This is a genomic window from Flavobacterium album (genome assembly GCF_003096035.1).
In the GTDB taxonomy this organism is placed as follows: Bacteria; Bacteroidota; Bacteroidia; order Flavobacteriales; family Flavobacteriaceae; genus Flavobacterium; species Flavobacterium album.
The window spans coordinates 1,361,815-1,382,793 of the sequence record NZ_CP029186.1; the positions used below are offsets into that span (position 1 = coordinate 1,361,815).

18 protein-coding genes are annotated in these 20,979 nt (G+C 46.6%); 11 read left to right on the forward strand and 7 right to left on the reverse strand.

Translation table 11 applies throughout. From position 1 onward, the window contains the following. Positions 1-10: 10 nt before the first annotated feature. From HYN59_RS05890 to HYN59_RS05910, 5 genes are all read left to right on the forward strand, one after another. Positions 11-1,516 (forward strand): RagB/SusD family nutrient uptake outer membrane protein, encoded by a 1,506-nt coding sequence (locus tag HYN59_RS05890; protein WP_108779652.1) that lies wholly within the window; start codon positions 11-13, stop codon positions 1,514-1,516. A gap of 15 nt (positions 1,517-1,531) precedes the next feature. Continuing rightward, positions 1,532-2,428 carry a hypothetical protein gene (locus HYN59_RS05895; RefSeq protein ID WP_108777385.1) on the forward strand — a complete coding sequence of 299 codons (897 nt, stop codon included), beginning with the start codon at positions 1,532-1,534 and terminating at the stop codon, positions 2,426-2,428. Positions 2,429-2,554: 126 nt separating this feature from the next. Continuing rightward, the gene (locus HYN59_RS05900; protein WP_108777386.1) at positions 2,555-4,009 is read left to right on the forward strand and encodes a glycoside hydrolase family 30 protein; all 1,455 of its coding nucleotides are present in this window, start codon (positions 2,555-2,557) and stop codon (positions 4,007-4,009) included. Positions 4,010-4,023: 14 nt separating this feature from the next. Then, the gene (locus tag HYN59_RS05905; RefSeq protein WP_108777387.1) at positions 4,024-7,284 is read left to right on the forward strand and encodes a carbohydrate-binding protein; all 3,261 of its coding nucleotides are present in this window, start codon (positions 4,024-4,026) and stop codon (positions 7,282-7,284) included. Beyond that, a complete protein-coding gene (locus tag HYN59_RS05910) occupies positions 7,281-7,973 on the forward strand; it encodes a membrane lipoprotein lipid attachment site-containing protein (protein ID WP_108777388.1) in 693 nt (230 codons plus the stop codon). Before HYN59_RS05905 ends, HYN59_RS05910 begins: the two co-directional genes overlap by 4 nt. Before the next feature lie 829 nt (positions 7,974-8,802). On the opposite strand, the gene HYN59_RS05915 is transcribed toward HYN59_RS05910, so the two are convergent. Genes HYN59_RS05915 through HYN59_RS05925 form a run of 3 tightly spaced genes read right to left on the reverse strand, consistent with a single transcriptional unit; the run spans position 8,803 to position 11,823 of the window. Further along, entirely contained in the window at positions 8,803-9,837 is a 1,035-nt protein-coding gene (locus HYN59_RS05915) for a cytochrome-c peroxidase (protein WP_108777389.1), read from the reverse strand. After that, entirely contained in the window at positions 9,834-10,523 is a 690-nt protein-coding gene (locus HYN59_RS05920) for an MbnP family protein (RefSeq protein WP_342748349.1), read from the reverse strand. The genes HYN59_RS05915 and HYN59_RS05920 overlap by 4 nt, the downstream gene beginning before the upstream one ends. Positions 10,524-10,533: 10 nt before the next feature. Next, positions 10,534-11,823 carry a YHYH protein gene (locus tag HYN59_RS05925; protein ID WP_108777391.1) on the reverse strand — a complete coding sequence of 430 codons (1,290 nt, stop codon included), beginning with the start codon at positions 11,821-11,823 and terminating at the stop codon, positions 10,534-10,536. A gap of 271 nt (positions 11,824-12,094) precedes the next feature. On the opposite strand from HYN59_RS05925, the gene HYN59_RS05930 reads away from it, so the two are divergent. Continuing rightward, complete coding sequence (locus tag HYN59_RS05930) at positions 12,095-13,327, forward strand: MFS transporter (RefSeq protein WP_108777392.1); 1,233 nt, start codon at positions 12,095-12,097, stop codon at positions 13,325-13,327. A gap of 46 nt (positions 13,328-13,373) precedes the next feature. Here the strand turns inward: HYN59_RS05930 and HYN59_RS17945 are convergent, their stop codons facing one another. Next, a complete protein-coding gene (locus tag HYN59_RS17945) occupies positions 13,374-13,595 on the reverse strand; it encodes a hypothetical protein (protein WP_146185870.1) in 222 nt (73 codons plus the stop codon). Positions 13,596-13,771: 176 nt separating this feature from the next. Between HYN59_RS17945 and HYN59_RS05940 the strand changes: the two genes are divergently transcribed. Beyond that, positions 13,772-14,179, forward strand: a complete 408-nt coding sequence (locus HYN59_RS05940; RefSeq protein WP_146185871.1) for a hypothetical protein — start codon at positions 13,772-13,774, stop codon at positions 14,177-14,179. Between the two features lie 270 nt (positions 14,180-14,449). Further along, positions 14,450-14,647, forward strand: a complete 198-nt coding sequence (locus tag HYN59_RS05945) for a hypothetical protein (protein WP_146185872.1) — start codon at positions 14,450-14,452, stop codon at positions 14,645-14,647. A gap of 94 nt (positions 14,648-14,741) precedes the next feature. Here the strand turns inward: HYN59_RS05945 and HYN59_RS05950 are convergent, their stop codons facing one another. From HYN59_RS05950 to HYN59_RS05960, 3 genes are read right to left on the reverse strand one after another with little or no spacing between them, the layout of a single operon-like run. Beyond that, positions 14,742-15,350, reverse strand: coding sequence for an FAD-dependent oxidoreductase (locus HYN59_RS05950; protein WP_108777396.1), 609 nt, complete (start codon positions 15,348-15,350; stop codon positions 14,742-14,744). Between the two features lies 1 nt (position 15,351). Next, a complete protein-coding gene (locus HYN59_RS05955; RefSeq protein WP_108777397.1) occupies positions 15,352-15,552 on the reverse strand; it encodes a hypothetical protein in 201 nt (66 codons plus the stop codon). 55 nt (positions 15,553-15,607) lie between these two features. Next, complete coding sequence (locus tag HYN59_RS05960) at positions 15,608-16,183, reverse strand: MarC family protein (RefSeq protein ID WP_108777398.1); 576 nt, start codon at positions 16,181-16,183, stop codon at positions 15,608-15,610. 448 nt (positions 16,184-16,631) lie between these two features. Here HYN59_RS05960 and HYN59_RS05965 point away from each other — a divergent pair, with 448 nt between their 5' ends. From HYN59_RS05965 to HYN59_RS05975, 3 genes are all read left to right on the forward strand, one after another. Next, a complete protein-coding gene (locus HYN59_RS05965; protein WP_108777399.1) occupies positions 16,632-17,219 on the forward strand; it encodes a DUF3109 family protein in 588 nt (195 codons plus the stop codon). Positions 17,220-17,466: 247 nt separating this feature from the next. Further along, positions 17,467-18,444 carry a ribonucleotide-diphosphate reductase subunit beta gene (locus HYN59_RS05970; protein WP_108777400.1) on the forward strand — a complete coding sequence of 326 codons (978 nt, stop codon included), beginning with the start codon at positions 17,467-17,469 and terminating at the stop codon, positions 18,442-18,444. Between the two features lie 72 nt (positions 18,445-18,516). Continuing rightward, positions 18,517-20,934 carry a ribonucleoside-diphosphate reductase subunit alpha gene (locus HYN59_RS05975; RefSeq protein ID WP_108777401.1) on the forward strand — a complete coding sequence of 806 codons (2,418 nt, stop codon included), beginning with the start codon at positions 18,517-18,519 and terminating at the stop codon, positions 20,932-20,934. Positions 20,935-20,979 lie beyond the last annotated feature (45 nt).

Sequence of the window (20,979 nt, forward strand, 5' to 3'; positions counted from 1 at the left end):
AAAAATGAAAATGAAATTTAAAAATCTAAAATGGTCGGTACTTTTAATGGCCGGAGCTTTAACTGTTGTTTCCTGCAGTGATGATTTTTTGAATACGGATTTTAAAGGCGCTGTATCCGAAGGCAATTATTACCAGACAGAAGATGATGCATATCATGCACTTATAGCAGTATATGATATTATGAAAAAAGAATCGGGCGGTTTTGAAAATATGATCGCTATGCTTAATGCAGGTTCTGACGATTTTTATGCCGGTGGCGGTAATGCTTCCGATGGTATAGGTATACAGTCGTTCTCTAATTACAGCATCAGCCAGGCTACTATTCCCGGCAGCTTCTGGAGCGATTACTACCAGGGTATCTTCAGGGCTAACGTGCTTTTGCAGAAATTACCTGGAATCAATATGGATGCCGCTAAAAAGGCGAGGTTTACTGCTGAAACTAAGGCATTGCGTGCGTATTATTATTTCCAGCTGATCACACAGTTCAGGAATATCCCGCTTACTACTACCCCGCTTTCGCAGGACCAGTGGTATAGCTTCCCTCAGGCAGCATCGCGTGCAGATGTATATGCCCAGATAGAAACAGACCTTACGGAAGCAATACCGGACCTGCCGCCAATGCTTGATATCGCTACAGAAGCAGGCCGTATCTCTAAAGGTGCGGGACAGGCAATACTTGGTAAAGTATACCTGTACCAGGATAAAAAACCGGAAGCTGCAGCGCAGTTTGCCGAGGTGAATGGTACACCGGGCGGTACAAGCCAGTACGGATACAAACTTTTGGCTAACTATGCCGACCTGTGGGCGATTGATAACAAATTCAATAGCGAATCTATTCTTGAAGCAGCACATACCAGCCAGAGTAATGCCGGATGGGGTAACTGGGGTTCAGGTTCAGATGAAGGAAATACGCTTAACGTAATGGTTGGCCCGCGTGGCTACAGCTCATCGGGAGCGCCTGCTTATGAAACAGGATGGAGCTTTAACCCTGCGACCCTTGACCTTGTTAACGCTATGCAGGGTGACCCGCGTTTTGATGCAACGCTTCTTGATATGAATGCTCTTGTTGCAGCAGGCCAGGCATCGTATGTGCCGGGCTACCAGGATACAGGATATTTCCTTAAAAAATTCATGCCTACGCATGCCGATATCACTACAGGTGGTGGCGATGTGGTCTTGAACTACAGGCAGAATACCTACACTATCCGTCTTGCAGATACGTACCTTCTTGAAGCTGAGGCTTTGGGCGGAACCGGAGCAAGGGCGCAGGCATTGCTTGATGCCGTTCGTGCAAGGGTAGGCCTTGCTTCTATCCCGGTATCACTTGACAACATCATGAAAGAGCGCAGGCTGGAGCTGGCTGGCGAAGGGCACCGCTGGAGGGATCTTGTACGCACAGGCAGGGCAGCTACTGTTCTTGCTTCGCGCGGATTCATAGCCGGCAAGCACGAGTTTTGGCCGATACCGATTCGTGAAACTGAGAACACACAAATTGTGCAGGATCCAAACTATTAATATTAAAAATTTTCTATGAAACTAAATATAAATTTAAGGAACAGCTTTTTTGCAGCAGCAATTGCAGCACTGGGATTGCTTACAGGGTGCCAGCCGGACGAGGTGACCAACGGTAATCCATTGACAATGGTAGATATGGATGCGGCTTTTACAGCTGCTACTACAGATGGTAACAATTATACCTTCAATGCCTCAAATGATGCTAACATTCAGTACCATACGTGGAAATATACCTATACGGGTACTTTTCCTGTAGGAAATCTTGCTGAAGTAAAAGAATACGGAAATACAAAAAGTATGACGTTTGTTTTTCCGGGCACGTATACAGTGCAGCACAGGGTTGTTGGCCGTACAGGAGGGACAAATTTTGTTTCGGAGCAGACTTTTGTAGTTACCAACCTTTTATTAGGCGAAAACATTGTTTCAAGCCCTAATTTCGAAAATGCTGCCGACTGGCATGTATTTAATACAAGCGGTTCGCAAACTGTGACATGGGCTTTCAATAACGGAAGCGCTACTGCTTCCGGAGGTGTAGCCAACGCATGGTCGGGCCAGGGTCTTTACCAGGCTGTACAGGTAGAAGCAGGTACTTACCGTGTTGATATGCATGTTCAGGGCCCGGGTGGCATGGACCAGACATGGTTCCAGGTGTTTGTAGGCGCAACGCAGCCAGTTAATGGTTCAGATTACGGTAGCGATGCTACTACGATGCTTGGCCTTAATACATGGGCAGGTTGCGGTATTGCACCATTTAACGGGATGCTTTCGGCCGTTGGATGCCAGGGCACAGGTACAAATGTTACCTTCACGCAGCCGGGAACTGCCTATATTGCCTTCAAGGCAGGCACAGGTTCTAACAATGGTGTTACAGGCATTACTGTTTCAGATATTTCGATGCGTAAATTACCATAAAAAGTTTTTGGGTTAGTTACAAATAGCCTGTGCTCTGTAAAAGGAAAACAGGCTATTTTTTTAATATCTCCATAATAATAGCAGCCTTTATCATCGATAATTCGTGCTGCACAATTACCAACTTAGATGAAAAATAAATTTTTAGGCATGGGCTTGTTGTCGCTGCTGTCGCTTTCGGCGTGGGCACAACAGGGCAGGGATGCAGGGAAGGCTTATCCCGCTATCGGGAGCAAAGTGCAGGTGTACACCACGGCAGATAATTCGCAGCTGCGCCTTTCCCGGACAGGTGAGCTTACCTTCTCCGAATCGAAACAGCCGCTGGAAACAGAGTTTTCTGTATTTGTAGAGCCCCAAAAAACCTTCCAGACCATTTTAGGGATTGGCGGCGCGATAACCGATGCCAGCGCAGAGGTATTTGCCAAATTGTCCCCGGCTAAGCAAAAAGAATTATTGAATGCTTATTATAGCAAAGACGGTATCGATTATTCCCTGATAAGGACAACGATACACAGCTCTGATTTTGCCAGTGGCAGCTATACCTATATCAAAGAAGGGGACAAAAGCCTGAAATCCTTCAGTATAGACCATGATAAAAAATACCGCATACCGCTATTAAAGCAGGCGCTTAAAACTGCGGGCAGCGATGTTACTTTTTATGTAAGCCCGTGGAGTCCGCCGGCTTTCATGAAAGATAACAAAAACATGCTTAAAGGCGGAAAGCTGCTCCCTGAGTACTACCAGACCTGGGCCGATTATTATGTTAAATTCATAAAGGCCTACGAAAAAGAAGGCATGCCGATATGGGGCCTTAGTGTACAGAACGAACCGATGGCGACCCAGACATGGGAGTCATGCATTTATACCGCAGAAGAAGAACGCGATTTCCTTAAGAATTATCTTGGGCCAACCATAAGAAAAGAGCTTGGAGATAAGAAAATAATTGTTTGGGACCACAACAGGGACCTCATGAATCAAAGGGCCAATGTGATATTTGGCGATCCTGAAGCATCGAAGTATGCATGGGGAATGGGCTTCCACTGGTATGAGACCTGGGCAGGCGGCAAGCCGATGTTTGATAACGTGCGAAAGGTTGCTGAGGCTTATCCTGACAAGAAACTGATTTTTACCGAGGGCTGCGTGGAGAAATTTGATGCAACACGCTTTCAGTACTGGCCAAATGGTGAACGCTACGGCGAACAGATGATAAACGACTTTAATAACGGAACTGTTGGCTGGACGGACTGGAACATCCTTCTTGATGAAAAGGGCGGCCCCAACCATGTAGGTAACTTCTGCTTCGCGCCGGTACATGTAGATACGGCGACAGGCGAGATTATTTATACACCCTCTTACTACTACATAGGCCACTTCTCAAAATTTGTACGTCCAGAAGCAAAAAGGGTAAGTACCGTAGCGAGCAGGAGCCAGTTGCTAAGTACATCGTTTCTTAATCCGGACGGCAAAATGGTAACGGTAGTTATGAATGGCAGCGATAACAATATTACCTACAACCTTATAATCGGCACAAGCAAGACGGTTGCCGAAATCCCGGCACACGCTATACAGACTTTAATATACTAAACGAATTGCATCCAATGAAAAAATTACAATATATTGTTTTATTAGTAATTTCCTTTTCAGCATTCGGTCAGGGTTACCTGCACCGCGACGGGCAGAACATTGTAGACGGAGACGGAAACAATGTCCTCCTTCGCGGAATGGGCCTCGGGGGCTGGATGATACAGGAAGGCTACATGCTCCAGACTGATGCCTTTGCCGGTCCGCAGCATAAGATACGCGAAAAGATAACACAGCTTATCGGGGCTGCCAACACCGAAACCTTTTACCAGAAGTACCGCGATAACGGCATAACCAAAAGGGATATCGATTCCCTGAAGGCATGGGGATTCAACTCCGTTCGCCTCCCGATGCATTACAACCTGTACACATTGCCTATAGAGGCAGAGCCTGTGCCGGGACAGAATACCTGGCTTGACGAAGGCTTTACCAGGACCGACCAGCTGTTGCAGTGGTGTGCCGATAACCAGATGTACCTGATACTCGACATGCACGCCACACCGGGTGGCCAGGGGAAAGATGCCAATATATCCGACTACGATCCGACCAAGCCATCCCTTTGGGAAAGCGAGGCCAACAAGCAAAAGATGATAGCGCTTTGGGCAAAGCTGGCCGACCGCTATAAGAATAGCCCGTGGATAGGTGCTTATGATATCATCAATGAGCCTAACTGGGCATTTACCGGCACGAACCAGAATGGCTGCGACGAAAACTCGAATGCACCGTTAAGGGCATTATCTGTTGCGGTTACAAATGCCATCCGTGCGGTAGATACCAATCACATGATCATCATAGAAGGTAACTGCTGGGGTAATAATTACAATGGTATGTTCCCGCTTTGGGATGATAATATGGCCTTAAGCTTCCATAAATACTGGAACGCCAATAACACCGGAGCCATCCAGGGCCTTCTCAACCTGAGGACACAATACAACGTGCCGTTATGGCTCGGCGAAAGCGGCGAAAACTCTAACGTGTGGTTTAAAGAGGCTATATCGCTCGCCGAGTCTAATAACATTGGCTGGTCATGGTGGCCGCTCAAAAAGATAGGGAGCATTGCAGGTCCCGCCGCAGTTACAAAAACACCGGAGTACCAGCAATTGCTTAATTACTGGGCTAATGGAGGCACAGCGCCAACAGAGACTTTTGCCTTCAATGCGCTGATGCAGATAGCCGAGAACTATAAGATACAAAATACGGTTACCAAGCCGGATGTGATCGATGCTATGTTCCGCCAGGTGCAGAGCAACGAAACCATTAAATACAAAACCCACAACCTTCCGGGCAAAGTTTATGCTACCGAATACGATCTGGGCGCTTACCAGTATGCTTATTTCGATACCGATGTTGCCGATTACAGGACGGATTCAGGCGGATTCCAGGCATGGAACAAAGGCTGGGCGATGCGTAATGATGGTGTGGATATTGAGGAAAGCAATGATACCGGCAACGGTTTCCATGTAAGCTCTGTAGTAGCCAACGAATGGATGGTTTACACGCTGAATGCCCCTGCAGATCTTGCTTATGATGTTACAATACGTTATGCAGGCATAGGTGGCGCGCTTCACTTTGAGGATGCCAACGGAAGGATATCCGAAAGGATAAACCTGCCTTCAACAGGGGGATACACCACATGGTCGTCCGTTACATTTAATGATATGATACTTAAGGCAGGTGAAAATAAGCTGAAAGTATACTTTGATACAGGCGGTATAAACCTGAACTATTTTGAGCTTAAAACCCCCGTACCCGCTGTACAGGCCGCTTTCAGGGTTATTGATGCTGCCACAAATATTCTTGGCGACAAGGTTACAGCAGTCTTTAATAAGCCGCTTCAGGCAGGCATCGATTTTTCTGCGAGTGCCCTTACGCTTAAAGTGAATGGTACTGCAGTTACAGTTACAGATATTACAATGGGCACTGCGCCAAATAGCTTTATCCTTACTCCTGCTGTAGCAATAAACCCGTCAGATGTAGTAACGCTTACATATGCAGGGACAAACCTTATTGCTGCCGATGCAACGGTACAGGCTGCTTTTACAGATATGCCGGTGGCAAACCGCATAGGAAACATTCAGCAGATATCCGGTACCATACAGGTAGAAAGCTTTTATGTAAACAACGGGCTGACACTTGAAAATACCTCTGATACTGGTGGCGGACAAAATATAGGCTATACCGATGCCGGAGATTATCTCGATTACCTGGTAAACATCAACCAGGCCGGTAACTACAGGATAGAGTACAGGCGCGCAAGCCTTAACCAGACAGGAAGTATAAAACTGCAATTGATAAATGCCACAACACAGGATATCCAGACGGTAACACTAAACCCTACAGGCGGATGGCAAACCTGGCAGACTACTGCTACAGATGCGGTGCTTCCTGCCGGGCGGTATTACCTGAGGCTTCTAATCACTGCACCGGGCTTTAACCTTAACTGGGTGAAATTCTCGTACCAGGCGCCGGACTCCGACAATGATGGTGTTGCAGACAGTGCCGACAACTGCCCAAATACTCCGGCAGGCGCTGTTGTAGACTTTAACGGTTGTACCCTCTTTACCCTGCCGGGCAATAACTTTGCCATACAGGTAACCGGCGAAAGCTGCCGTACCTCGAATAACGGAAGCATTGCCATAACCGCGGCGGCCAACCATAACTATGTGGCAACGGTTACGGGAACAGGCAGCCAGACTGTTAATTTTACGACTACAGGAACTTTAAGCAACCTTTCGGCTGGGGAATATGAGCTTTGCATCACACTGCCCGAAGCACCTGCTTACCGCCAGTGTTTTGATATTGTAGTTACAGAGCCCCGCGACCTTGCTGTGCTGCAAAGGGTAGCTGCCGAAAACTATACAGTAGAATTGGAACTCGACGGTGGAAATCATTATTCCATCAACCTGAATGGTGTGCTGTACGAAACTTCGGCGAATGCCATAACCCTCGACCTTAAAGGCGGTGAAAATACACTGGAGGTGAAAACCGACAAAGACTGCCAGGGCATTTACAGGAAAACCATCACGATGGAAGATAACCTTCGTGTCTACCCTAATCCGGTAAGCGGCAATAATGTGTATGTGATGCTGCCTGAAGCTAAAAATGAGAAGGTGTATGTAGAAGTTTTCTCAACTATTGGCAACAGGGTAATAGCTGGAACTTACGTTACGCAGGATAAGGTATTCTCAGTAGATACAGGCGCGCTTGCAGCCGGTATGTACATGATGAAGGTAGTATCGGGCACACAGGCCTATAATATTAAAATTGTAAAAGAATGAAAAAGATACTAATAGCATTTACGGCGTCTTTGTTTGCCCTTGCGGGTTGCAGCAAAGATGACAACGGCGGTAATGGCGGGGGCACAGGAACCGAAGCAGCTGTGCTCTCTTTTCCGGAAAATAACTCGGAATGCACCACAGGCACCGAAGTTTCGGCAACGCAAAGCAAGGTGAACTTTCAATGGGCTGCTGCGCCGGGTGCGCAAACCTATTTTGTATATGTAAAAAACCTCGATACGCAATCAACATTGCAGTTTAGCGCGGGTGCTAACACATCGCTCGAGATTACGCTTATCAAAGGTACGCCCTATTCGTGGTATGTAAATACCAATAAAGCAGGCGGGACCACTGTAGCAAGCGCGGTATGGAAGTTTTACAACGCAGGCAATGGCGTTACTAATTATGCCCCATTCCCTGCCGATGCAGTGTCCCCGGCGATGAGTTCTACCATATACGGGCCGACGATCACGCTTCAATGGGACGGCAGCGACCTTGACAATGACATTGTTGATTATAAAGTATATATGGATACCAACGCCAACCCTGCCACACTTGCAGGGACGGTGACAACCGAAACACTGCCGAATGTGGCTGTGGCTTCGGGGGGTACTTATTATTGGAAAGTGGTCACTACCGATGGTGCGGGCAACACCACTGCATCGCCGGTATACCAGTTTAAAGTGTTTTGATAAATTTTTATTGTTTTTGTGATTTAGGGGTTGCCGGAAGGCAGCCCCTATTTTTTTGGCTAATATTAATTGCAAATATAAAACAGTCCGAAAGTTTTTTAAATTTATACCTACAAGGTCTTTGAGACCTTGCAGGAAATCAACAGAACTATTGCTGCGTTCTCAACCTGCAAGGTTTTTTTACCTTGTAGGTTTAAATAAATCGTACTATTCTGTATACTGAAAACTGTTTGGGCGTGCCGCTTCCACAGGCCTGCCTCTGCCGGCAGGCAGGCTACAGCGTCGGGCCATCCGCTGTATCCCTCCGCTGAGCTACGGGGATGCCGCTTCTGTCCCTCACGCGAGCTTCACTCGGATGGCTACGTTATGGATAGTAAAGCTTTAAACACCTATTCGAATTTTATTTCGCAAACGAAAGTAGCACGTCCTGTCATTCTGAACGCAGCTTGCGGAGTGAAGAATCTCAAATCATCCAATAGTAAAGAGATTCTTCCTTCGTCAGAATGACACGGACACCCCTCTTTTGACTTATGTATAGTTGAATTAATTTTATTTCACGCAAAGATGCGAAGACGCAAAGCGGAGCGCTCTAAACTTTGCTGCGCAATGCTTTGCGGCTTTTACACCCTAAATTCGGCATGAGTCTTAGCGGCTTTGCGCCTTTGCGTGAAAATAAAACCTGCAAATTGTAAAATGACATTTTATATAGATTTGACTATATGTTTTAAACGCTATAAGTAAATAAATTGGACGTTCTGCATATAGAACCGCAACATTTTACACAACGCTTTGTGAACCTTGCGTAAATCTTCCTGCCCCTCGTGGTAAATTACCTGCCCGACAAAAACTCCTTCGGATATGAATAATTTTTCTTCCGCAAAAATTCCTCATCCGTCAGTGTTTTCAAAAAACTGATAAGGCAGCGCTTATCATCTTCAGATAAAACCATATTTTTACGCAATTGCTTAGGAAGCGTTTTAGACTGGTGAATGCCATTAGTATAATGGAACAGCACCATCTGCAAATTGGCAAACCTGCCATCGTGCATATAAGGATACGATACTTCCACATTACGCAGGCTGGGCACTTTGAACAATAAAGAATCTTTCCGGCTGCCGGTTATCTTCATTCGCCCAATATCCTTTAAAAGGCTATCGGGTTGCAGTCCGTTATTCTCAAACTTTCCGTTGGTAAACAAAGGCTCTTTATGGCAGGAAGCACAATTCTCTTTAAACAAAAGGTAGCCCTTACTTTCGCTTTCGCTAAAGGCAAAACCTTTTTCTTTCCGCATCACCTTGTCGTATTTGGAATTGGACGAAACTAGCGTCACCATAAATTGCGAAAGCGCCTGCAACGTCCGCTGGCCGGTAACAATGCTGTCGCCATAGGCCGCGTAAAACGCTTTAGGGTATTTGCCCGATTTTTGGAGCTTTTCCACAACATGGGCCAATGTTTCATTCATCTCGATAGGATTGGTCAGCGGGGCCAAAGCCTGTGCGTCGAGGTGGTGAGCCGACCCGTCCCACATAAAACTGCTGCCCCAGGCAAGGTTTTGCAGCGCGGGTGCATTTCGGGTGCCGATCTGGTCTGCAATGCCATGGCTCAGCTTGTGGTCGCTGTGGGCAAAGGCATTGTATTGCGAATGGCAGCTCGCGCACGAAATAGTATTGTCAGCAGACAGCAGCGGGTCGTAAAACAGCGCCCTGCCGAGCTGTACTTTTTCCTGCGAAAGCGGGTTTTTAGAAAAATTATATTCCGGCTTAGGCCAAAACGCAGGAATGGAAAAATACACCTCATTGCCGGAGTGCGCCATGAAAGCGGAGGCAATTACAGCTACAAAGAACAGTATGCCAATGCGCCTCATAACAGGGAGAACATTAACGCCGCTTTCTGCGATAGTAGTACTGCCTTTTCGCCGGGCGACATGATCATGGGAATATCTCTAAACGAAAAGCTATTCACAAATTTCTCTATATCAATGTTTATCTCCAGCAAATCTCTCGTTGCCGTTTTAAAGCGCAGTTCATGGAAAGAGCTATAGGGCTTTAAAAACCCGCCAAGATGGAACTGGAATTCCTTCCCCGACTTTGTAGCGCCTTCCAGCTTCATGTTGATGTAGCCCGTCTGCCATGCCCAGTACATTCCTTTGGAGGGGTCCAGGTCGCCACTGCCTATACCTTCATTGTTGGTCGTATCGTCTATGCCGAAAAGGAAGCGTATTTCATCGTATGTCAGGCCTTCGGGGATCTCTAGTTGGCGGTTCAGCGATGCGGTGTCATTGATGTCGAGAAGATAATAGCTGTTGGGCGCTTCATATACTTTTTTCCCCTTATCGTAAAAACAAAGCCCGGACAAATACATTCTAAAAGTTGAAAATGAAATGCTGTCCTTTTGTGTCTCGGAGTAATAGTATTTTCCGGGCTGTAAAGTTTCAGTAGCATATAAGGGGCGAAAGCCCAGCCGGACCAATTGGCCATGCTGGGCGAAAACCCCAAAAGAAAATAATAGTAAAACCGTGCAAAGACACAGTTTTTTTATGGTGCTGCCCATGAGCTTTGTATTATTGCATCATCATTTTTGTAACGTACTGGTTGCCATTGTTGGTCACTTTTACCATGAGTACCGTGTTGCCGGTTTCAGCAAGGGTTACAGGCGTATCTACAGCAGTTGTAGTGGCCGAGAACACTTTTTTGCCGTCCACCGTAAATATCTCGATCAGTGATTCGCCCGAAAGGTTTGGCAATGATAGCGTAAAATTGCCATTAGTAGGGTTTGGATAAGCCGACATTTTTTTATTTGGTACTGCTTCATCAATGCCCAAAGGCAATTGGCAAACTGCATCTGCCGGGATCGTGATGTTCGGGTGCTGCTGAAGGTCTTCAGTTTGCGGCGCGCCATAATATTCGATGCCTATATAATATGGGAACTGTGGCGTACCCGCAGCATCCAGCGTTACAAAGTAGGCATACGTGCCATTAGGATATTCGGGTGTTACGCAAAAACGGCCATTGTATTTATCAAGTGTACCACCGTTGCTTTCCAGCCATTCGTAATCTTCTATGTAGGTGCCGATAGGGTAGGTGCTGTTTACCGCCGGGCCATAGTTGGCAGACGTAAGCGACACGCCATACGGCAGGGTAGTCCTTGTGGTAATGTTGCGCAGCGAATAGCCGGTAAGCATCCGGGTAACGGTGCTTGTGGCATCGTTCGGGTTGGAGTAGCCATAAGGGCCGTATACGGGGTTGCCGTCAAAAGCATAACCAACAATAGGCGAGTGTACTGTTGCTTCAGTAGCCTCATACAGCCTGTAGGGTTTGGCGTGGCTGTGGTAAGCGCCCTGTTGCTGCGGGTGTGCGCCAAGGGTAGCATCGAGCACAAAGCCTTCCGCTTTATATACTTCCACGTTCCAGGTGCCTTGTCCCATACCGTTGTTGCCGCTGCCGTTGTAATAATGCGCATTCGAAAGCCCGTAGATAGGCACCCCGTTTACCAACATTCCGATAGCACCCAGTTTCGGGGATATGGTTTTACTTGCAGGTACGGTTGGATTCCGCGGGAATGAAAACGTATAATTCTGGGCCGATGGCGCTCCCGGGTTCAGGAACTGCCCCATATCGGTGGTCATCCCCTCCGATTTTACCCAAAAATAAGTGTCGTTATAGCACACCTTCGTGACATCGGCAAGCGTAGTCGAAGTGTAAAACACAAAGCTCGGATTGTTCGGGCTGCCGTTGGTGTTTTGCCAATAGCTGGCATACTGCCCCTGGTTCAATATCCAGCTGTCAATCTGTGGCTGTGCTGCAGTAAGCATAAGGCAAAAAAGCGCGAAAAAGGTAAATTTGATTTTCATATTATTAGGGTTAGTTATAAGCTTAGACGACAGAAGAAATAAATTCCTGCGGTGGGAATGAAAAAGTTTTTAGACCTCACCCCCGGCCCCTCTCCGAAGGAGAAGAGAGCGATACGTGCTTACTCTTGCTTAATTATAGGTGTTGTTATGCTTAAGGGCAAGAGTGTAGCTGCCCCGTCTCCTTCGGAGAGGGGGTAGGGGGTGAGGCTTGTACACGCAAACGTTTGCTGCTTTAAAAAAATAAGTATATTTATCGGGTTAACCCATCTTTATGAACGCTGCCAACTATACTTCGAAAAAGAACATCGCATTAATACTTATTATCGCTTCCCTTGGCTATTTTGTTGATATTTACGACCTCGTTATTTTCTCTATCGTCCGCACGCAGAGCCTGAAAGACATCGGCATTGCGGAAGATGCGGTACGCGGATCGGGTATGTATATCATCAACATGCAGATGGCCGGGCTGCTGATAGGCGGCTTCATCTGGGGGACGCTGGGCGACAAATACGGGCGGCTTAAAGTACTGTTCGGGTCGATACTGCTGTATTCGGTGGCGAATATCGCCAATGGTTTTGTTCATAATGTGGATGCCTACGCGATCATCAGGCTTATTGCGGGCATTGGCCTGGCGGGCGAGCTTGGTGCCGGTATAACGCTGGTGAGTGAAAGTATGAGCAAAGAGAAACGGGGCTACGGCACCATGATCGTGGCGGGCATTGGCGTACTGGGCGCGGCGGCGGCATTTTTTGTAGCCGAATATTTCAGCTGGCGCAATGCCTATTTTACCGGCGGTGGCATGGGTCTCCTGTTACTGTTGCTCCGTGTGGGCATGCTGGAGTCGGGTATGTTCAAAAAGGCAACGCATAATGAGGAGGTGGTAAAAGGCAACTTCTTTATGCTATTCGCCACACGCGAAAGGGCGATGCGCTACATCTATTGCATCTGCATTTCGCTGCCGATATGGTATGTGGTGGGCATCCTGATCACGCAGGCTCCCGAGCTGGGTAAGGCACTGGGCGCTACCGAAACGCTGAGCGCAGGCCGGGGTATCATGCTCTGCTATATCGGGACATCCTTGGGTGAGGTGATCGCCGGGCTTATAGCGCAATGGAGCCGTTCGCGCAGGCTGTCGCTGGCGGTGTTCCATATCATGTCGGTTATCGTGGTATGCCTGTACCTGGGCAGCAATGGCATTACGCCCGAAAGGTTTGCAGTGCTGGCCTTCCTGATGGGGTTCTCGGTAGGGTATTGGGCATCCTTCATCACGGTAGCTTCGGAGCAGTTTGGTACCAACCTTCGGGCTACAGCTACCACCACCGCACCCAACTTTGTACGCGCCGCACTAATACCGGTTACCTTCCTGTTCGAATTCCTGGTACGCCGGTATGATATCATCTCCGCAGGCTATATCGTCATGGTGCTGCTTACGGCCATTTCGCTGTTTGCGTTGTGGAGGCTGAAGGAGAGTTTTGGCAAGGATCTGGATTTTGTGGAGAATTAGTTTTAGTTAAACAATTAATTGCAATGTTCAAATCAGCAACTATATTCTACGTATCTTCCGTATTATTCCGATTTGCATTGGCTATAGCCGCACTTCCGTTATTGGTATTTTTAATAACGGGAGAAAATCTGGGACTGTCCGACTGGTTTATTGTCATGTTTGCCCCGGTCACCTTTGCCACACTTGCAGCATATCCAAAAGCTAAGGATAATGAAACAAAACGGCAGCTAAGGATCGCGAATATCATATTGGTTGCTATCTGCAACATTTTTATAGTATGCTTACTATCAATAACGGTTTGGTTTTATGGCTCCAACGATACGCCGGATTGGATCGTAGTTCTCGGGCTCGTTTTAATTATTGGGTTTGCGCTGCTATGGTCTTTTATTAAGGAAGTAAAGTGTTCTGGTAAAAACTGACACCAATTTCAACCGATTTTAATATATGAAAATTTTTAAGTTAAATTCAATAGTATTCCGTTTCATCCTGTCTTTTTGCCTGATATCGATGGCTGCGGAACCAATATTAGCTGCTGCACTTGGCGGGCAATCATCGACAGAGTTGACTGATTACATCTTCCTCTTTTTTCTATTGGGGATGATTATTATGCTAACAATGTACGCCAGGGCAAAAAATAAACGCGCTGTAAAATGGCTTGCGTATACCAATATTGCCCTTTGCTCATTATGGACGATAACTGGTCTATGGAGTTTGATCGAATCGATTACTTACAGTGAATATTTGCTTTTATTGCCTGCCCTACTATTTGTCTTTCTTGGTGGAATATCGGTATGGGGAGTGTTGCGCGATTTGAGGAAAATAGATAGTGAGCAAGGAAATAGTCATCAATAGCTTTAGAGAAATACTCACTGCTATGTGATATCTAATCGGCGCTCAATAGAGCTTTAGGAAGAATTTGGATTTGGTGAAAGCTTAATCACCCACTCAGGAGCAGGGCTTTTGCCGAAATGAAGGCAGCCATATTTGCAGTAATAATGATCAAATGCCAGATATGAATACACTAAAATTTGTTCCATATTATACCGTCTAATCCTGGTATTATTTATAATAATGATGTTTGCAGCGCAACTCATGGTGGGGGTTGCAGGGCATAATCAGGGAATGAACCCCGAAGATTATGTAGCGTTAGCTTATTGTGTAGTGACTATTGCCACCCTAACCTCTTATGTCAACACGAACAATCAGGCCGCAAAACAAACACTACGATATGTAAACAGTATTCTTGTCGCTATTGGTACAGCAACTGTAACCTATGTGATTATATCAATGGGCATCAACGCGAATTCTATGCTATATTGATGCTGCCTATATTATTTTTTATAATCCCCGGAATATTGCTGGCGTGGGTATTGTTGCGGGAGGCTTTTGAAAATAGATAAAGAATTTGGTAACCCTACTTCCTCACACTATCATGCGACTGGCTCTGCGTCCCATTATTCCACAGCGTCAGGATATCCGTAGCAACCGCTGCGCCGCTTCCTGCAGCGATAGATAGCTGGCTCCTGTGCCCGGCGAGTGTCCCGGCAGCATAAATGCCTTCGGCAACCAGGTGGTCGTCGTTCTTTAGCTGGATGCGGTTCTTTTCGGGGATCGCTTTTTTGTGTGGAATAATATAGTCCATCAGGCCTTCGATCATAAAGGTATTGGCCGAGCCTATGGCTACTACTATTATTTTGGTATGATAAATGTTTTTGTTGGTGGTAACGGTAAAATTCCCTGCGCTGCCTCCTACGGACATTACTTTTTCGTTGGGGATCTGCTCCACATGGGGATATTCGGAATGCAGTTGCTCAAGGCTTTCTTCCATCAGGGCTGAGCCTAATTTTCCGGGTGGTACGCCATAGGCATTCCAAAAGACCGCATCCTGGAGGGACGATGCTTTTTGATGGGTAAGTATTCCCACCCTTTTGCCTTCGGCATAGGGTTTTTTATGTGCGGAGCCTAATATCAGTGCGCAGGATACCCCCGACACACCGCCTCCTATAATAAGGACATCGAACATACTAATGGTTTCTCGTTTTCTCTTCGATGTTCTTTGCCAGCCTGAAGATCAGAAGTATGCATACGGCACATAATGATGCAACAATCCCGATAAGGGCAACAAGGCTGTTCCCTTCTGTCAGGTTTTCAAAATCAAGCAGGGTAGCGTTAAAGATGATAAGGCCTAAAGCAATAGCTATCAGCGCGTAAATAAAAAATTTCATATAGTTTTCTCCTTATACGGTCGGTTTGGTCGCTGTGAAATTAAAAAAATTAATATTAAAGGAATAATTGTTTAACATTAGCCGCGAATAATTTAACAGCTATTGCCAACAGCACTACGCCGAACACTTTACGTATCACACCCAGGCCGTTATCCCCTAAAAGTTTCTCGATCTTCGCCGAAGATTTGAGCACCGCATACACCAAAATAACGTTGATTACGATAGCAACTATGATGTTGATCTTCTCATACTCGGCACGGAGCGAAAGCAGCGTGGTCATGGTACCGGCGCCCGCGATTATGGGGAAGGCGATGGGCACGATAGAGGCGGTACTCGGATTGTCTTCCTTATGGAGCCGTATGCCCAATATCATTTCGAGTGCCAGAAAGAACAGCACGAACGAACCCGCCACAGCAAACGAGTTGGCATCGATACCGATGAGCTTCAGGATTTCCTCGCCGACAAACAGGAACGCCACCATAATGACCATAGCCACTATAGAAGCCTTTTCCGACTGGATGTGCCCGAGCTTTGAGCGCAGGTCGACGATTATAGGGACGCTCCCTATAATATCGATCACGGCAAAAAGCACCATGGTCACGGTAAACATTTCCTTCCAGTCGAATCCCATTTTCTCAAATTTCGGACTGCAAAAGTACCGCATAAATTTCTGATGCGTGCTAATTTGGCGTTAAATTTTTGGAGGGGTTTGGCTACATGGCGATATGTTTTTTTTGCCACGAATTTATACGAATTACATTAATTAATCAAATTCGCCTTTTTCGATCTTCATACCACCTTAAAACTGTGACTAGCTGTCTACATTTTGTAGATATTAATTTTACCACATAACTTGTCCTGCCAATAGCGGGAGGCACGTAGCTTGTAAATGGCGGATAGAGATGTACCTAAGTTGCAAATAGGCTGAAGCTTCGCTTCACTATGTTCAACTATATTCACCATCAATGAAAAACTTTAAACACTATGTTTCTATGTGCTTAAATAAATTTTAGACAGTTATTGAATTTGTGAAAATTCGTGTAATTCGTGGCTAAACCTTTTATTCCTATCTTTGCCCCATGTTTCAACTGGGAAAAACAATAGTATCTGAGGATATTTTAGAAAAGGAATTTGTGTGCAACCTCTCGGCATGCCACGGCGGATGCTGTGTGGATGGCGATGCCGGCGCACCATTAATGGAAGAGGAAACCAAAATACTGGAGGCTATTTACCCGAAAGTGAAACCGTTTCTCCGTAAAGAAGGGATCGCCTCTATCGAAGCGCAGGGCACCTGGGTGAAAGGTACCGATGGCGACCTCGAAACGCCGCTTATAGATGATAAGGACTGCGCCTATGTTATTTTTGATGGCAAAACAGCCCTTTGTGGTATCGAGCAGGCCTATAACCAGGGCATCATCGACTGGAAAAAGCCTGTGTCCTGCCACCTGTACCCCATACGCGTGAAAGACTTCACCGAATTTGCTGCGGTCAATTATGACAGGTGGGACATCTGCAGCCCGGCATGCTCGTTGGGCAAAGAACTGGAAGTTCCCGTTTACAAATTCGTAAAGGAAGCGCTCATCCGCCGCTTTGGTATCGACTGGTATACTGAGCTCGAAAAAGTGGCCGCTGAATTAAAGGAAAACCCGTCGCAGCGTAGGCGCTGAAATAGGTGTTAAAGCCCTTGTTTTACTGCCTGTCACGCTGAAAAATTCCGTAACTTCACAGAATGTAATTGTTTGAAAACCAAAAAGATATGTTTTAATAAATCTTTAACGTTTGGTTAAGGCTTGTTAAAAACTATGCCCGATTGTCAATAACTTTGGCTTTCATTTTTTGATCCAAATGCCAATCTTTGTAGTCCCTTCGTAAGACACAAAACATCTATATCAATACAATAAAAGTCAAAGCATTATGTCTGCAATTGAGCCCATATTACAGGAAAATAAGAACAGGTTTGTCATTTTTCCGATAAAGCACCATGATATATGGGAATGGTACAAAAAAATGGAAGCCAGCTTCTGGACTGCCGAGGAGATCGACCTTCACCAGGACCTTAATGACTGGAACACCAAGCTGAATGAGGATGAGAAATATTTCATAAAGCATATCCTGGCATTTTTTGCCGCATCCGACGGTATCGTTAATGAGAACCTTGCCGAGAATTTCGTGAATGAGGTGCAGTACCCGGAAGCCAAGTTTTTCTACGGTTTCCAGATCATGATGGAAAACATCCACAGCGAGACTTATTCGCTCCTTATAGATACCTATGTAAAGGATGAGAATGAAAAAGACCGGCTGTTCCACGCCCTTGAAGTATTTCCGGCAATTAAGAAAAAAGCCGACTGGGCTATCAAGTGGATAGGTTCCGATTCTTTTGCCGAAAGGCTTATTGCTTTTGCGGCCGTGGAAGGTATCTTCTTTTCAGGCGCGTTCTGTGCTATTTTCTGGCTTAAAAAGCGTGGGCTTATGCCGGGGCTTACCTTTTCTAATGAATTGATATCGAGAGATGAAGGTGTGCATTGTGATTTTGCGGTACACCTGCACAACCACCACCTTGTGAATAAAGTTTCGAAGTCAAGGATAAAAGAGATCATTATGGATGCGCTTGATATTGAGCGTGAATTCATTACCGAGTCGCTCCCCGTGAGCCTTATCGGGATGAACTCTGTCCTGATGATACAATACCTGGAATTCGTGGCCGACAGGCTGTTGGTGGAGCTGGGCTGTGAGCGCCAGTACAACCAGGGCAACCCATTCGATTTCATGGATATGATCTCGCTGCAGGGCAAGACCAACTTCTTTGAGAAAAGGGTGTCCGAATACCAGAAAGCAGGAGTGCTTAATAAAGAAGGCGATTCGCAGAAGATCAGCTTCGACGCCGATTTTTAATTAAAACTTACTAACTGATTATAAGGTTCGCTATTAGCGTTCCGATTACTAACCACTTAAATTTTTGGCCATATGTATGTAGTAAAAAGAGACGGAAAAAGAGAGCCGGTAATGTTTGATAAAATTACCGACAGGGTAAGGAAATTATGCTATGAACTGAATGAACTGGTAGACCCCGTTAAAGTGGCAATGCGTGTTATTGAAGGTTTATACGATGGCGTAACTACATCAGAACTGGACAACCTTGCAGCAGAAACAGCTGCTTCTATGACAATTACACACCCTGACTATGCACAGCTGGCGGCCCGTATCGCGGTATCCAACCTGCACAAGAATACCAAGAAGTCGTTTTCCGAAACGATGCATGATATGTACCACTACGTGAACCCGAGGACAGGGCAGGAGTCGCCGCTGCTTTCGGATGAGGTATATGAAGCAATAATGGCCAATGCCGAGGTACTCGACTCTACCATTATCTACAATAGGGATTTTAATTACGACTATTTCGGGTTCAAGACGCTGGAGCGTTCCTACCTGCTAAAAATAAACGGACAGATAGTGGAGCGCCCGCAGCACATGCTGATGCGTGTTTCCGTAGGTATCCACCTGAACGATATCCAGTCGGCCATAGAGACCTATGAGCTGATGTCCAAAAAATATTTTACCCACGCTACGCCTACGCTGTTCAACTCCGGTACGCCAAAAGCGCAGATGTCGTCGTGCTTCCTGCTTACCATGAGAGACGACAGTATCGAGGGTATCTACGACACGCTGAAGCAAACTGCGATGATCTCGCAATCGGCAGGCGGTATAGGCTTGTCTATCCATAATGTAAGGGCTACAGGCTCGTACATCCGTGGCACGAATGGTACGTCGAACGGTATTGTGCCAATGCTCCGCGTTTTTAACGATACTGCCCGTTATGTAGACCAGGGCGGCGGCAAGCGCAAGGGAAGCTTTGCCGTATACATCGAGACATGGCATGCCGATATCTTCGATTTCCTTGACCTGAAAAAGAACCACGGTAAAGAGGAGATGCGTGCGCGCGACTTATTCTATGCGATGTGGACGTCTGACCTGTTTATGAAGCGCGTGCAGGATGATGCGCAATGGACGCTGATGTGCCCTAACGAATGCCCGGGACTGTATGATGTATATGGTGAGGAGTTCGAGGCGCTGTACCATTCGTATGAAGCTGCCGGAAAAGGCCGCAAGACCATCAAGGCGCGTGACCTTTGGGAAAAGATACTGGAATCGCAGATCGAGACCGGAACGCCATACATGTTGTACAAGGATGCGGCCAACAGGAAATCGAACCAGAAGAACCTGGGTACTATCCGTTCGTCCAACCTTTGTACCGAGATCATGGAATATACTGCAGCTGACGAAGTTGCCGTGTGTAACCTTGCATCGCTGTCGTTGCCGATGTTCGTGGAAGATGGCAAATTCAACCATCAGTTCCTGTATGATGTAACCAAACGCGTAACCCGCAACCTTAATAAAGTGATCGACAGGAATTTCTATCCTGTTAAAGAGGCGGAGAACTCTAATATGCGCCACCGTCCGGTTGGATTGGGTGTGCAGGGGCTTGCCGATGCGTTTATCCTGATGCGCCTTCCGTTCACCAGCGATGAAGCCAAAAAGCTGAACCAGGAGATATTCGAGACCATGTATTTTGCTGCGGTGACCGCTTCTATGGAAGAGGCTAAAATAGACGGGCCTTATTCAACATTTGAAGGCTCGCCGATATCGCAGGGAGAATTCCAGTACAACCTTTGGGGCCTTAAGGACGAAGACCTTAGCGGCCGTTGGGACTGGGCTTCGCTACGCAAGGAAGTTATGGAGCACGGTGTGCGCAACTCGTTGCTTATGGCGCCAATGCCTACCGCATCTACATCGCAGATACTCGGAAATAATGAAGCATTCGAGCCATATACATCCAACATATATACACGCAGGGTGCTTTCGGGCGAATTTATCGTGGTGAACAAGCACCTGCTGGAAGACCTGGTATGCCTTGGCCTATGGAATGAAAACCTGAAACAGGAGATCATGAGGGCTAACGGATCGATACAGGATATTGACGGTATCCCTGCCGATATTAAAGAACTGTACAAAACCGTGTGGGAAATGAGCATGAAGGACATCATCGATATGTCGCGCCAAAGGGGCTACTTCATCGACCAGTCCCAATCGCTTAACCTGTTCATGGAAGGTGCTACGTTTGCCAAGCTTACGTCGATGCACTTCTACGCATGGCAGAGCGGCCTGAAGACCGGTATGTACTACCTAAGGACCAAAAGTGCGGTGGATGCCATCAAGTTTACGCTTAACAACGACAAGAAAGCTGAACCTGCACCAAAAGCAATGGCTATTGCAGAACCAATAGCAGTTGACGGCGAGTCGTCAATGTCGGTAACCGAATTCCAGGCAATGCTGGAGCGTTCGCGCAACGCCGACCCGGAAGACTGCGAAATGTGCGGATCATAATTTGATAAACACAAATAAAAACTAGGAAGGAGCAGCTAAGTTTGC

Coding starts and splice junctions, on each gene's coding strand:
- HYN59_RS05970 (WP_108777400.1), top strand. CDS start 17,467: ATGTCTGCAATTGAGCCCATATTACAGGAAAATAAGAACAGGTTTGTC.
- HYN59_RS05940 (WP_146185871.1), top strand. CDS start 13,772: ATGAAAATTTTTAAGTTAAATTCAATAGTATTCCGTTTCATCCTGTCT.
- HYN59_RS05965 (WP_108777399.1), top strand. CDS start 16,632: ATGTTTCAACTGGGAAAAACAATAGTATCTGAGGATATTTTAGAAAAG.
- HYN59_RS05895 (WP_108777385.1), top strand. CDS start 1,532: ATGAAACTAAATATAAATTTAAGGAACAGCTTTTTTGCAGCAGCAATT.
- HYN59_RS05915 (WP_108777389.1), bottom strand. CDS start 9,837: ATGAGGCGCATTGGCATACTGTTCTTTGTAGCTGTAATTGCCTCCGCT.
- HYN59_RS05955 (WP_108777397.1), bottom strand. CDS start 15,552: ATGAAATTTTTTATTTACGCGCTGATAGCTATTGCTTTAGGCCTTATC.
- HYN59_RS05960 (WP_108777398.1), bottom strand. CDS start 16,183: ATGGGATTCGACTGGAAGGAAATGTTTACCGTGACCATGGTGCTTTTT.
- HYN59_RS05890 (WP_108779652.1), top strand. CDS start 11: ATGAAATTTAAAAATCTAAAATGGTCGGTACTTTTAATGGCCGGAGCT.
- HYN59_RS05950 (WP_108777396.1), bottom strand. CDS start 15,350: ATGTTCGATGTCCTTATTATAGGAGGCGGTGTGTCGGGGGTATCCTGC.
- HYN59_RS05920 (WP_342748349.1), bottom strand. CDS start 10,523: ATGGGCAGCACCATAAAAAAACTGTGTCTTTGCACGGTTTTACTATTA.
- HYN59_RS17945 (WP_146185870.1), bottom strand. CDS start 13,595: ATGTTGCAGATAGCAACCAATATGATATTCGCGATCCTTAGCTGCCGT.
- HYN59_RS05900 (WP_108777386.1), top strand. CDS start 2,555: ATGAAAAATAAATTTTTAGGCATGGGCTTGTTGTCGCTGCTGTCGCTT.
- HYN59_RS05910 (WP_108777388.1), top strand. CDS start 7,281: ATGAAAAAGATACTAATAGCATTTACGGCGTCTTTGTTTGCCCTTGCG.
- HYN59_RS05905 (WP_108777387.1), top strand. CDS start 4,024: ATGAAAAAATTACAATATATTGTTTTATTAGTAATTTCCTTTTCAGCA.
- HYN59_RS05975 (WP_108777401.1), top strand. CDS start 18,517: ATGTATGTAGTAAAAAGAGACGGAAAAAGAGAGCCGGTAATGTTTGAT.
- HYN59_RS05930 (WP_108777392.1), top strand. CDS start 12,095: ATGAACGCTGCCAACTATACTTCGAAAAAGAACATCGCATTAATACTT.
- HYN59_RS05925 (WP_108777391.1), bottom strand. CDS start 11,823: ATGAAAATCAAATTTACCTTTTTCGCGCTTTTTTGCCTTATGCTTACT.
- HYN59_RS05945 (WP_146185872.1), top strand. CDS start 14,450: ATGAACCCCGAAGATTATGTAGCGTTAGCTTATTGTGTAGTGACTATT.